Source organism: Pantoea sp. (assembly GCF_028283705.1).
GTDB lineage: Bacteria > Pseudomonadota > Gammaproteobacteria > Enterobacterales > Enterobacteriaceae > Pantoea.
This window is the reverse complement of the sequence record NZ_JAPWKD010000011.1, coordinates 137,534-149,722: the sequence shown is the minus strand read 5'-3', so window position 1 is coordinate 149,722 and position 12,189 is coordinate 137,534. Positions and strand designations below refer to the sequence as shown.

11 protein-coding genes are annotated in these 12,189 nt (G+C 53.1%); 7 read left to right on the top strand and 4 right to left on the bottom strand.

The genetic code is table 11. The features are described 5' to 3' along the window. Positions 1 to 21 precede the first annotated feature (21 nt). The 4 genes from PW844_RS07785 to PW844_RS07770 form a co-directional block, all read right to left on the bottom strand. The gene (locus tag PW844_RS07785) at positions 22 to 1,494 is read right to left on the bottom strand and encodes an aspartate aminotransferase family protein (protein ID WP_299449972.1); all 1,473 of its coding nucleotides are present in this window, start codon (positions 1,492 to 1,494) and stop codon (positions 22 to 24) included. 14 nt (positions 1,495 to 1,508) lie between these two features. After that, on the bottom strand, positions 1,509 to 2,894 hold the full coding sequence (locus PW844_RS07780; RefSeq protein WP_299449969.1) for a diaminobutyrate--2-oxoglutarate transaminase: 1,386 nt from the start codon (positions 2,892 to 2,894) through the stop codon (positions 1,509 to 1,511). 212 nt (positions 2,895 to 3,106) lie between these two features. Continuing rightward, positions 3,107 to 3,862: an A24 family peptidase gene (locus PW844_RS07775; RefSeq protein WP_299451078.1), complete on the bottom strand. Its 756-nt coding sequence runs from the start codon at positions 3,860 to 3,862 to the stop codon at positions 3,107 to 3,109. A 134-nt stretch (positions 3,863 to 3,996) separates the two neighbouring features. Further along, complete coding sequence (locus PW844_RS07770; protein WP_084880970.1) at positions 3,997 to 4,206, bottom strand: hypothetical protein; 210 nt, start codon at positions 4,204 to 4,206, stop codon at positions 3,997 to 3,999. 518 nt (positions 4,207 to 4,724) lie between these two features. Between PW844_RS07770 and arnB the strand changes: the two genes are divergently transcribed. From arnB to arnF, 7 genes are read left to right on the top strand one after another with little or no spacing between them, the layout of a single operon-like run. Further along, positions 4,725 to 5,861: a UDP-4-amino-4-deoxy-L-arabinose aminotransferase gene (arnB, locus tag PW844_RS07765; protein ID WP_299449965.1), complete on the top strand. Its 1,137-nt coding sequence runs from the start codon at positions 4,725 to 4,727 to the stop codon at positions 5,859 to 5,861. A 1-nt stretch (position 5,862) separates the two neighbouring features. Further along, on the top strand, positions 5,863 to 6,846 hold the full coding sequence (gene arnC / locus PW844_RS07760) for an undecaprenyl-phosphate 4-deoxy-4-formamido-L-arabinose transferase (RefSeq protein ID WP_084880968.1): 984 nt from the start codon (positions 5,863 to 5,865) through the stop codon (positions 6,844 to 6,846). Further along, positions 6,843 to 8,825 (top strand): bifunctional UDP-4-amino-4-deoxy-L-arabinose formyltransferase/UDP-glucuronic acid oxidase ArnA, encoded by a 1,983-nt coding sequence (arnA, locus tag PW844_RS07755; RefSeq protein ID WP_299449960.1) that lies wholly within the window; start codon positions 6,843 to 6,845, stop codon positions 8,823 to 8,825. Before arnC ends, arnA begins: the two co-directional genes overlap by 4 nt. Continuing rightward, complete coding sequence (gene arnD / locus PW844_RS07750; RefSeq protein ID WP_299449958.1) at positions 8,822 to 9,718, top strand: 4-deoxy-4-formamido-L-arabinose-phosphoundecaprenol deformylase; 897 nt, start codon at positions 8,822 to 8,824, stop codon at positions 9,716 to 9,718. Before arnA ends, arnD begins: the two co-directional genes overlap by 4 nt. A gap of 6 nt (positions 9,719 to 9,724) precedes the next feature. Further along, a complete protein-coding gene (arnT, locus tag PW844_RS07745) occupies positions 9,725 to 11,374 on the top strand; it encodes a lipid IV(A) 4-amino-4-deoxy-L-arabinosyltransferase (RefSeq protein ID WP_299449957.1) in 1,650 nt (549 codons plus the stop codon). Next, positions 11,371 to 11,703 carry a 4-amino-4-deoxy-L-arabinose-phosphoundecaprenol flippase subunit ArnE gene (gene arnE / locus PW844_RS07740; RefSeq protein WP_299449956.1) on the top strand — a complete coding sequence of 111 codons (333 nt, stop codon included), beginning with the start codon at positions 11,371 to 11,373 and terminating at the stop codon, positions 11,701 to 11,703. The genes arnT and arnE overlap by 4 nt, the downstream gene beginning before the upstream one ends. Beyond that, a complete protein-coding gene (gene arnF, locus PW844_RS07735; protein ID WP_299449955.1) occupies positions 11,700 to 12,074 on the top strand; it encodes a 4-amino-4-deoxy-L-arabinose-phosphoundecaprenol flippase subunit ArnF in 375 nt (124 codons plus the stop codon). The genes arnE and arnF overlap by 4 nt, the downstream gene beginning before the upstream one ends. Positions 12,075 to 12,189 lie beyond the last annotated feature (115 nt).

The window sequence follows — 12,189 nt, the reverse complement described above, 5'->3', positions numbered from 1 at the left end:
GCTTTTTGTATCACGCAAAAATTATGCGTCCAGCAACTGATCCGCCGTCTTTTCCACCAGCGCCAGCAGGACTTTGACATCCTCAAGCGTAACGGTTGGGTTAAGCAACGTCAGCTTCAGGCAGGTGATGCCATCCGCTTCGGTTACACCCACGTTGGCGCGGCCAGATTCCAGCAAGGCATCGCCGATACGCTGGTTGAACAGCGCAACTGCCGCATCACCACTGGCAGCCAGCTGCTCAGGACGGAAGCGGAACAGCACGCTTGCCAGTTGCGGCTGCATGACCAGCTCGAAACGTGGCAGGTCAGTAACATATTTTGCCACTTCCTGCGCCAGCGTGACGCCGTGATCAATAATCGCTGCATATTGTTTCTGACCCAGTGCTTCCAGGCCCATCCACAGTTTCAGCGCATCAAAGCGACGCGTGGTTTGCAGTGATTTGGATACCAGATTCGGCACACCTTGCTCTTCGTCGAATTCAGAGTTCAGGTAAGCCGCCTGATAACGCATCAGCTCGTAGTGGCGTTCGTCTTTCAGCAGGAACGCACCGCAGCTGATGGTCTGGAAGAACTGCTTGTGGAAGTCGAGAGTAACGGAATCCACCAGCTCCAGGCCATCGAGGTAATCACGATACTTCTCTGACAGTAACAGGGCGCCGCCCCAGGCTGCATCAACGTGCACCCAGATGTTGCGCTCAGCCGCAATACCGGCAATTTCACGCAGTGGGTCAATCGCACCGGCATCGGTGGTGCCTGCGGTGGCTACAATCGCCAGAATCTGTTCACCGTTAGCGTCCGCCTGCGCCAGCTTGGCTTGCAGGTCGTTAACATCCATACGGGCGAAACGATCGGATTTCACCTGAACCACCGACTGGTAGCCGTGACCCAGCAGAGCCATGTTCTTCTGCACCGAGAAGTGGGCATTTTCGGAGCACAGCACTTTGATCTTACGCAGATCACCAGTGATGCCATCCTGCTGCACGGAGTGACCCTGACGCGCATAAAACGCATCACGCGCCAGCATCAGGCCCATCAGGTTGCTCTGGGTACCACCGCTGGTGAAGACACCCGCATCGCCAGCCGGGTAGCCAACCTGTGCACGCAGCCACTCGATCAGTTTGATCTCGATGACGGTCGCTGATGGGCTTTGGTCCCAGGAATCCATACTCTGGTTAGTCGCGTTGATCAGCACTTCCGCTGCCTGGCTCACCACCAGGCTCGGGCAATGCAGATGCGCCACGCACTGTGGGTGATGCACCGACAGGCTGTCTTTCAGAAAGTATTCAATAGCGCGTTCAATCGCGGCCTGGTTGCCCAGGCCATTCGGATTGAAGTCGAGCTTGATACGCTCACGCAGTTCGGCAACCGTTTTGCCCTGATACATCTCAGGCTGCTTCAGCCACTGCACAACCGCGGCGCTGCTCTGCGCAATCGCCTGCTGGTACGCTTCAATGCTTTGTGCAGAAGCGGCCAGAATCGGGTTTACTTCAGTCATCTAACTCTTCCGAATTAAACAGGTTTGATGCCAGCGCCCAGCAGCGCCTGCTCAAATTTATCAAGGAAAATCGCCAGTTCATCGTTGGTGATCAGCAGCGACGGCAGCAGACGCAGAACCGCACCATGACGACCACCACGTTCCAGAATCAGACCTGCCTCGAAGCATTTTTTCTGCAGCAGGGCAGACAGCTCACCATCAGCCGGGTAAGCACCCATGTGGTCAGCGGCTTCGTTTGGTTTAACGATCTCAATACCGATCATCATGCCCATGCCACGGATATGGCCGATTACCGGGTAACGCTTCTGCATTTCAGCCAGCTGCGCTTTCAGCCATTCGCCCTGTGCGGCAACTTTGCCAGCGATATCCTGTTCTTTCAGGATTTTCAGGGTGGTCAGACCGGTAGCCATTGCCAGCTGGTTGCCACGGAAGGTGCCAGTGTGGTGACCCGGTGACCAGGCGTCGAACTGTTTCTTAATGCCCAGCACCGCCAGTGGCAGACCGCCACCCACAGCTTTTGACATCACGATGATATCCGGCTCAATGCCAGCGTGTTCGAAGGCGAAGAATTTACCGGTACGGGCAAAACCCGCCTGGACTTCGTCAAGGATCAGCAGAATGCCGTGTTCCTGAGTCACTTTGCGGATACGCTGCAGCCACTCAACCGGTGCCGGGTTCACACCACCTTCACCCTGAACGGCTTCCAGGATCACAGCAGCAGGTTTACGCACGCCGCTTTCAACGTCGTTGATCAGGTTTTCGAAGTAGTAGGTCAGCGCTTTCACGCCAGCTTCACCACCGAGACCCAGCGGGCAACGGTACTGATGCGGATAAGGCATGAACTGGACTTCCGGCATCATGCCGTTAACCGCTTCTTTCGGTGACAGGTTACCGGTTACCGACAGCGCACCGTGGGTCATACCATGGTAACCACCAGAGAAGCTGATCACGCTGCTACGGCCAGTCACTTTCTTAGCCAGTTTCAGTGCAGCTTCAACAGCATCAGCCCCTGAAGGACCGGTGAACTGCAGGCAATATTCTTTACCCTGACCCGGCAGCAGTGACAGCAGGGATTCAGAGAACTGATCTTTTAAGGGGGTCGTCAGATCGAGTGTATGTAACGGCAAGCCGCTGGTAATGACATTTTGAATGCTTTGCAGAACTTCCGGGTGGTTATGGCCCAGAGCCAAAGTTCCTGCGCCAGCCAGGCAGTCAAGATATTGTTTATTCTCAACATCGGTAATCCATACGCCATTCGCTTTGGCAATCGCTAAAGGTAATTTGCGCGGGTAACTCCTGACATTCGATTCGAACTCAGCCTGACGGGCTAAGAACTCGTCGTTGTTTCCGTTGAATGAGTTGGCACCAAAATTATCAATACGGACTTTATCCGTCATCATATCTCTCCTACAACCGACGGCGGGAAAAGCGCACCGGTTGGTTAATTGAACAAAAAACTATCAGCTGTGAAAAAAACGCGGCCAATATAGAGCCTTTTACCCTGGGGGGCAATGATTAATTTTGTTTAGAATTGTTTATTACTTCTATATACGAATCAGGGATTTGCTGAAGAAATGGCCGATTATTTTATCATGGACGTATGACGTGCTTATTAAATAATCGAGTTAATAAAAAGACTTATGCCAGCGAGAGATAGCCACGGACCGAAAGCGATGGGGTGAGAAAAACTTCGCTGCCACAAGCTTCTGGAAATTAAGCCAAATAAAAGGCCGCCACAACAGGCGATAATAAGCACAATCGGTAAAGGCTCCCAGCCCAGCCATGCGCCTAGTGCGGCCAGTAATTTTGCATCTCCCATCCCCAGCGCATCGGTATGGCGCAGCTTTCGATAACCCAATGACAGTAATGCCAGGCTGGTATAGCCCGCTACTGCGCCGGACACGGCGGCGTCCAACGTACCAGGGAGTAGGGCGAAGCAATGCAGGAGTAAACCACCCCATAATAAAGGCAGGCTAAGTGCATCGGGCAATAAGTAGTCGCGGATATCAATGATCGACAACGTCAGTAGCGTCCAGCTTAACAACAACGCTGGCAAAAGCAGCGGAGTAAACGGCAGTAAGCTGCACATCACCAGGCTTAATAAAGCAGTAATCAGTTCAATCACCGGGTAACGGATGCTGATTGACTGGTGACAATGACGACATTTACCGCGTAACAATAGCCAGCTTAACAAGGGGATATTGTCGTACCAGTACAAAATGTTTTTACAACCGGGGCAATGCGAACGGGAAGGGAAAGGGTCAGGACCTGTGTCCGGATTAAGTAGACGTTGTGGTAATCGGTAAGCAATAACATTAATAACGCTGCCAGCGCACAGTCCAGCGATCAATCCATAGCACCATTCCATGTGCAACTCCTCACCTTGTTTTTTCAACCCTATTCCAGCTGGGCAGCGAAGGCGAGGACAACATCACGCATACAGCAAGTTACATAGAGTTTTCAGATCCGGGTCCGACAATCTTCAGCAAGCAGTGGCCGGGGTCACTGCTGTTGCTTAAACATTTGGATCGCTTCCTGCACATTGCTGGTTTCCAGCTGCATGACGCGTGCATTGTCCAGAAATACATCATAGTGCCCGGCGTTGTAGCGAAACACATAAAGCGCACCGCGGAAGCGCAATCCTTTTGTTTTTACGCCAATATGATGACGACGCAGCGCGGCTTGTGAGAGACGGTCGGTATCGGTTTTCACGGCAACTACCTCCGTGCCTGTGGTTAAGTAAAAGCTAAGTAAATCAGCATAATAGAATTTCCTTAGTTTTCCCTTAAGAACAGTATAGTTAATCTCCTAAACAGTTGTTTTCAGAAACATCACAGCTTCATCAATACCGGTTTAATCGCTAAGCCGCAGCGATGAATCGTCGTGAAACCCCGATGGCACCTCATTTTTTCCCAACAGAAAACAGCGTGATCTGGCTCCGGTTTTTCTACAAAGCTTCAACGTTAGTCTGAAAAGTGACTACATCTGCACTCTATTTAATGTTCCGTTAAGTTTTCCATCGTATTTTGGTCTATAGAGAAACAACCTAATGTCTCTAATGCTTTCAAAATGTGAGAATTATTTGCGAAGTCTAACATGCTGTACTAATTGTTTATCTGGTGAACTCATAGAGATATAGCCCGTTAAACATAACATTTTCATATCATCATTCTGGCTATGTTTTTTACCCTTATGAAGTGAAAGGCATTACACATTAAGGAAGCTAATCCATGTCTTTTCTCCCATTCTCTCGCCCTTCGCTGGGTGAAGAAGAATTAGCAGCGGTTAAAGCGGTGTTTGAATCCGGCTGGATTACCACCGGTCCACAATGTGCCGCCCTGGAGCAAGCCTTTTGCCAATTGACCGGCAACCAGCATGCGATCGCCGTCTGTTCCGCCACAGCAGGTATGCACGTAACCCTGATGGGGTTGGGCATTAAGCCAGGCGACGAAGTTATTACCCCCTCACAGACCTGGGTTTCAACCCTTAACATCATCACCCTGATGGGTGCGACGCCAGTGATGATCGATATTGATCGTGACACACTGATGGTAACACCTGAGCAGGTTGAAGCGGCTATTACACCCCGCACACGCGCCATTATTCCCGTGCACTACGCCGGTGCCCCAGCCGATATCGATGCGATTCGCGCGATCGGTGAGCGTCACGGCATTACGGTAATTGAAGATGCTGCCCATTCCGCTGGCACCCTTTACAAAGGGCGTCATGTCGGGCATGTCGGTACAGCCATCTTTTCACTTCATGCCATTAAAAATATTACCTGCGCCGAAGGTGGCGTGGTGGTGACGGATGATGCCGACCTTGCAGATCGCATTCGCAGCCTGAAATTTCATGGTTTGGGTGTTGATGCTTACGATCGCCATACCCACGGACGCAGGCCGCAGGCTGAAGTGATCATGCCCGGCTTTAAATACAATTTGCCCGATATCAGTGCTGCCATTGCGTTGGTACAACTGAAAAAACTGGCTGACATCAATGCCCGTCGCAAAGCCATTGCAGAGCGCTACCTGACTGAACTGGCTGATACACCGTTCCTGCCGCTGGCATTACCCACATGGTCACATCAGCACGCCTGGCATCTGTTTATTATTCGTGTTGATGAGGCGCGTTGTGGTATCAGCCGTGACGGTTTGATGGAAGCGCTGAAAGCTGTAGATATTGGCACTGGACTGCATTTCCGTGCCGCCCATACCCACAAATATTATCGCGAGCAGTATCCGCAACTGTCCTTGCCTAATACTGAATGGAACAGCGAGCGCATCTGCTCCATTCCGCTGTTCCCTGATATGACTGATGATGATGTTGAGCGGGTCATCAAAGCGCTGCGCACGCTAGCCGGAGTCTGAAATGCTGGAAGAAAAACCGATTCGTAAAGTGTCCGTGGTGATCCCGGTCTACAACGAACAAGAGAGCCTGCCGGAGCTGATACGCCGCACCCACGCTGCCTGCGACACCATTAATCTGGAGTATGAAATCCTGTTGGTCGATGACGGCAGCAGTGACCGTTCCGGGGAAATGATCGCCGATGCTGCCGATATGCCTGGCAGTCACGTAGTTGGCGTGTTGCTCAACCGCAACTATGGTCAACACTCCGCGATTATGGCGGGTTTCAGCCATGTCAGCGGCGATCTGATTATCACCCTGGACGCGGATTTACAGAATCCACCGGAAGAGATCCCGAATCTGGTTGCCGCTGCCCTGCAAGGGTACGACGTGGTAGGCACCGTCCGCCAGAACCGGCAGGACAGCTGGTTTCGCCGCCGGGCATCCCGCACCATTAACCATTTAATTCAACGTGTGACGGGCAAAGCCATGGGTGATTACGGTTGTATGCTGCGCGCGTATCGCCGTCATATCATTGATGCCATGCTGAATTGCCACGAGCGCAGTACCTTTATTCCTATCCTGGCAAACACCTTTGCCCGCCGCACCATTGAGTTACCGGTTAAACACGCTGAACGCGAATTTGGTGATTCCAAATATAGCTTTATGCGTTTGATTAACCTGATGTACGACCTGGTGACCTGTCTGACCACCACGCCGCTGCGTCTGTTGAGTGTGGTGGGCAGCATAATTGCGCTGGCCGGTTTTGCCTTTTCTTTAATTTTGATTGTGTTGCGCTTATTCCTCGGCGCAGCCTGGGCAGGCGATGGCGTTTTTATGCTGTTTGCCGTGCTGTTTATGTTTGTTGGCGCGCAGTTCGTCGGCATGGGACTTCTCGGCGAATATATTGGCCGGATTTACAACGATGTCCGCGCTCGTCCGCGCTACTTTATTCAACGTGTTATCCATCCGCAAAAAGATGCATCTGTACAGGAAATTGAGCAATGAAAACCATCGTCTTCGCCTATCACGACATGGGCTGTGCAGGTATTAATGCCCTGCTGCAATCTGGCTTCGAGATTAGTGCTATCTTCACTCATCCGGACGCGGCTAATGAAAACCACTTCTTTGGTTCGGTTGCTCGTATCGCCGCAGAACAGGGCATCCCGGTCTATGCCCCGGATGATGTCAATCATCCGTTATGGGTTGATCGCATCAAAGCGATGGAGCCGGAAATCATTTTCTCGTTTTACTACCGTAACCTGCTAAACGACGAAATTCTCAACAGCGCCCGTCTCGGTGCTTATAACCTGCACGGTTCTTTGCTGCCGAAATACCGTGGACGTGCGCCACTGAACTGGGTACTGGTCAATGGCGAGAGCGAAACCGGCGTAACCCTGCATCGTATGGTAAAACGCGCCGATGCCGGGGATATCGTGTCTCAGGTTCGTGTTCAGATTGACGAGCAGGACAATGTGCTGACGCTGCATCGCAAGCTGGTGCTGAGCGCCACCCAGCTGCTGGAAAGTGTATTGCCAGCGATGAAACGCGGCGAGATCAACGCCCAACCGCAGGATGAGAGCGAAGCCACGGTGGTTGGTCGCCGCACGCCGGAAGATGGACGTATCGACTGGTCACGTCCTGCGCAGGAAATCAATAACCTGATTCGTGCTGTCACCGATCCCTGGCCTGGCGCTTTTGGTTATGCCGGCACAGTGAAATTTATCGTGTGGAAAGGGCGCGTTCATCCTGCTGCACACGGTGCCAAACCAGGCACTGTATTATCGGTTGAACCTTTCCTGATCGCCTGCGGTGAGGGTGCGCTGGAAGTGATCACCGGACAGAGCGAGAACGGCGTCTATATGAACGGCAGCCAGCTGGCGCAAAGCCTCGGTATGGTGCCGAGTGCGTTGCTCTACTCTAAGCCGGTTGCTGCGGTGAAACGTCGCACACGCGTGCTGATCCTCGGTGTGAATGGTTTCATCGGTAACCACCTGACTGAACGTTTGCTGGAAGATGACAACTTCGAAGTTTACGGCCTGGACATCAGCTCTGATGCGATCAGCCGTTTCCTGGGTCACCCGAGCTTCCATTTTGTTGAGGGTGATATCAGCATTCACTCAGAGTGGATTGAGTATCACATCAAGAAATGTGACGTGGTGCTGCCGCTGGTGGCGATCGCCACGCCAATTGAGTACACCCGCAATCCGCTGCGCGTATTCGAACTGGATTTTGAAGAAAACCTGAAAATCATCCGTGATTGCGTGAAATACAAAAAACGCATCATTTTCCCTTCCACCTCAGAAGTATACGGCATGTGTACCGATGGTCATTTTGATGAGGATAACTCCAATCTGGTGGTGGGACCGATCAACAAACAGCGCTGGATCTACTCCGTATCCAAACAGCTGCTGGACCGCGTGATCTGGGCCTATGGTGAGAAAGAGGGACTGCGTTTTACCCTGTTCCGTCCGTTTAACTGGATGGGTCCGCGTCTGGATAACCTCAATGCCGCACGTATCGGCAGCTCGCGCGCTATCACCCAGTTAATCCTTAATCTGGTGGAAGGTTCGCCGATCAAGCTGATTGACGGCGGCGCGCAGAAACGTTGCTTTACCGATATCCGTGATGGCGTGGAAGCGTTGTTCCGTATTATCGAGAACAAGCAAAATAATTGCGATGGACAGATTATCAATATCGGTAACCCGGATAACGAAGCCAGCATCAAAGAACTTGCCGAGCAGTTGCTGGCGAGCTTTGAACGCCATCCGCTGCGCAGCCAGTTCCCGCCATTTGCCGGTTTCCGCGAAGTGGAAAGCAGCAGCTACTACGGTAAAGGTTATCAGGACGTTGAACATCGCAAGCCGTCGATCAAAAACGCCCGTCGTCTGCTGGGATGGAAGCCAGAAGTGCAGATGGATATCACCATCGACAACACCCTCGACTTCTTCCTGCGCACCGTTGAGTTGCAGGCTGAGAAGTCATGAAAAAAGTAGGCTTGCGCGTTGATGTCGATACCTGGCGCGGTACACAACAGGGTGTACCTGCGCTACTGGAACTGTTTAGTCTGCATCAGGTGCAGGCCAGTTTCTTTTTCAGCGTCGGGCCGGACAACATGGGACGCCACTTGTGGCGTCTTATGAAGCCGCGCTTTTTATGGAAAATGCTGCGTTCACGCGCAGCATCGTTGTATGGCTGGGACATTTTGCTGGCTGGTACCGCCTGGCCGGGGAAGCAAATTGGCCGTGGTCTGGAGGAAATCATCAGCGCGACGGCGGATCATCATGAGGTTGGCTTGCACGCCTGGGACCATTTTGCCTGGCAAACCTGGGCAGGGGTGTGGCCGGAGCAGCGATTAGTTGAAGAGATTGCCCGAGGAAAGCAAGCACTGGAAGCGATAATAGGTGACAATGTCACTTGTTCGGCGGTGGCTGGCTGGCGTGCGGATAGCCGGGTTGTCGAAGCAAAACAACAATTTGGCTTTCGTTACAACAGCGATTGTCGTGGTACCCGACCATTCCTGCCGCGTCTGAGTGACGGTACGCTGGGTACGGTGCAGATTCCGGTGACGTTACCCACCTGGGATGAAGTGGTTGGTCCAAAAGTCAGCGCGATTGATTTTAATGACTATCTGCTTGATCATCTGCGCGAGGCAGGAGATACCGCGGTTTACACTATCCACGCAGAGGTGGAAGGGATTGTCGGACATCAGACGTTTGCAGAATTACTTACCCGGGCGGAAAAGCTGGGCATTCAATTCTGTCCGCTCAGTGAACTGCTACCTGACGATTTAAGCACGTTGCCAATTGGCAACATCGTGCGCGGACAAATTCCCGGACGCGAAGGCTGGCTCGGCTGCCAGCAAGAACAATACAGGTAACCACGGATGCGTACTGGCACCAAAACGGCTCTGCTTCTGTTTGTATTTGCGCTTTATTACCTTATCCCCATCGAATTCCGCGCCTTATGGCAACCAGATGAAACCCGTTATGCGGAGATCAGCCGGGAAATGCTGGTCAGCGGTAACTGGGTGACGCCGCATTTTTTTGACCTGCGCTATTTCGAAAAACCGATAGCGGGCTACTGGGTGAATAACCTTGGGCAACTGCTATTTGGGCATACGAATTTTGGCGTCCGTGCTGGCTCCATTATCAGCACCACGCTGTCGGCACTGCTGGTGTTCTGGCTTGGCATCCGGTTATTCGCCAACCGGGCGGTGGCATTGAGCGCCAGCATCATTTTCCTCACCTCGCTGCTGGTTTACGGTGTCGGGACCTATGCGGTACTCGATCCGATCCTGACGTTGTGGCTGGTAGCAGCCATGGCGAGTTACTGGCTGGTAGCTCAAGCCAGTGACACGCGGCAGCGGCTCGTCGGCTATGTTTTGCTGGGTGTCGCCTGTGCCATGGGTTTTATGACCAAAGGATTTCTGGCGCTGGCGGTGCCGGTGCTGGCGATTCTGCCCTGGGCCATCGCGCAACGTCGATTTGGCGAACTGTTGCGCTTTGGCCCGCTGACCGTGCTGGTCGCGGCGCTGGTCAGTGCCCCCTGGTCACTGGCGATTTATCGCCAGCAAGGTGATTTCTGGCATTACTTTTTCTGGGTTGAACACATCCAGCGCTTTGCTGAATCTGATGCGCAGCATAAAGCACCATTCTGGTATTACCTGCCGGTGCTGCTGGCGGGTTCACTGCCGTGGCTGGGGCTGCTGCCAGGCGCACTGATTCAGGGCTGGCGTCAACGTCGTCAGCAGGCGGGGTTAAGTTACCTGCTGAGCTGGGTGCTGATGCCGCTGCTGTTCTTCAGCATTGCCAAAGGTAAACTGCCAACCTACATTCTTTCGTGCTTTGCGCCACTGGCGCTAATGATGGCGCACTACGCACATAGCATGACGCCGCAGGTGATCAAAGCGCTGAAAGCGAATGCCTGGATCAACATAGTGTTTGGCGGCATCGCGGCCCTGGCACTGGTTGTGGTGCTGGCACCGTGGGGCGTTGCACATCGTCCTCCTTTCAGTGTGACTGAGCATTATAAGCTGCTGCTGGGTGTGCTGGCCTTTGGTGGCTGGGGCCTGGCGGGTGCGTTGAGTCGACGCAACTGGCAGCTGGCCGCGTTTTGCCCACTGGTACTGGCGCTGGTGATTGGGTTTGCCATCCCGGACAAGGTGCGTGATTCCAAACAACCCCAGAGCTTTATGAATGTGGTTGCCGGGCAGTTGGCCGATAGCCGTTACATTCTGGCTAATGGACCTGGCGTTGCTTCTGCGGTGGCATGGCAAGTGCAGCGTAGCGATATTTTTCTCTACGATCAGCAGGGTGAAGTGGAATACGGCTTGCACTATCCGGATGCACAGCAACGTTATGTATCAGCGGATGCCTTCGCTAACTGGCTGGCTGAGCATCGTCAGCACGGTAAAGTTTCACTGGTGCTGATGATGTCGTCTGTCAATGCTGACCCGGATCCCGGTTTGCCGAAACCTGATTATGTTTATCGCCAGGGGCGACTGGTTTATTACGGGTATAATTCGCTGCCATGAGCCTTTTATTGATCCTGGTGGTTAGCCTGTTGAGCTGCATCGCGCAGCTTTGCCAGAAACAGGCGGCATATATTGGCAGACGTTACGGCAAGGCACGTTTACTGATGTGGATTGCGCTCAGCATGCTGCTGCTGGGCGTGGCCATGCTGATCTGGCTGGCGGTACTGCGCCTGGTTCCGGTTGGGGTGGCCTATCCGATGCTTAGCCTCAACTTTGTGCTGGTCGCCTGCGCCGCCCGTCTGATCTGGCGGGAAACGTTCACCGCGCGTCAGATTTTTGGCACCTTGCTGATTGTGGCAGGCGTGGCGCTGATGGGAAGTCATCTATGAAAGGCTATGGACTGGCGTTATGTAGCGTGGTGCTGGTGTCACTGGCGCAATTGCTGATGCGTAGCGCGATGCTGCAATTTCCGGCGTGGCCGGATGTTCTCACCCCGATACTCTGGCAGCATCCGCAACCGCTGGTATTCCTGTTTATTGGTTTGAGCGCCTATGCACTGTCGATGCTGTGCTGGATGCTTTCCTTGCGTCATCTGGCACTGAGCCGGGTCTATCCATTGCTCAGTATCAGTTATGTGCTGGTATGGCTGGCGGCGATCTCATTGCCGGTGTTTGGCGAAACCTTCCGCTGGAGCAGTCTGGCTGGCGTCGGATTGATTGTTGCCGGTCTGCTTTGCGTCTCCCTGCCAGGCAAAAAATAATCTCAAGGCGGGCATCGTGGATGCCCGAATGGGATAGACTTTTTGTCTAACTTTATATATTTTGTCATTTCAGGGCCAGGCGCTTGACCTGGTTGCTTCAGCGTATGCATTCCGC

Excerpts from the sequence above, each read along its gene's own strand:
- arnF (WP_299449955.1), top strand. The coding sequence starts at position 11,700 with ATGAAAGGCTATGGACTGGCGTTATGTAGCGTGGTGCTGGTGTCACTG.
- PW844_RS07785 (WP_299449972.1), bottom strand. The coding sequence starts at position 1,494 with ATGACTGAAGTAAACCCGATTCTGGCCGCTTCTGCACAAAGCATTGAA.
- PW844_RS07775 (WP_299451078.1), bottom strand. The coding sequence starts at position 3,862 with ATGGAATGGTGCTATGGATTGATCGCTGGACTGTGCGCTGGCAGCGTT.
- arnB (WP_299449965.1), top strand. The coding sequence starts at position 4,725 with ATGTCTTTTCTCCCATTCTCTCGCCCTTCGCTGGGTGAAGAAGAATTA.
- arnC (WP_084880968.1), top strand. The coding sequence starts at position 5,863 with ATGCTGGAAGAAAAACCGATTCGTAAAGTGTCCGTGGTGATCCCGGTC.
- arnT (WP_299449957.1), top strand. The coding sequence starts at position 9,725 with ATGCGTACTGGCACCAAAACGGCTCTGCTTCTGTTTGTATTTGCGCTT.
- PW844_RS07780 (WP_299449969.1), bottom strand. The coding sequence starts at position 2,894 with ATGATGACGGATAAAGTCCGTATTGATAATTTTGGTGCCAACTCATTC.
- arnD (WP_299449958.1), top strand. The coding sequence starts at position 8,822 with ATGAAAAAAGTAGGCTTGCGCGTTGATGTCGATACCTGGCGCGGTACA.
- arnE (WP_299449956.1), top strand. The coding sequence starts at position 11,371 with ATGAGCCTTTTATTGATCCTGGTGGTTAGCCTGTTGAGCTGCATCGCG.
- arnA (WP_299449960.1), top strand. The coding sequence starts at position 6,843 with ATGAAAACCATCGTCTTCGCCTATCACGACATGGGCTGTGCAGGTATT.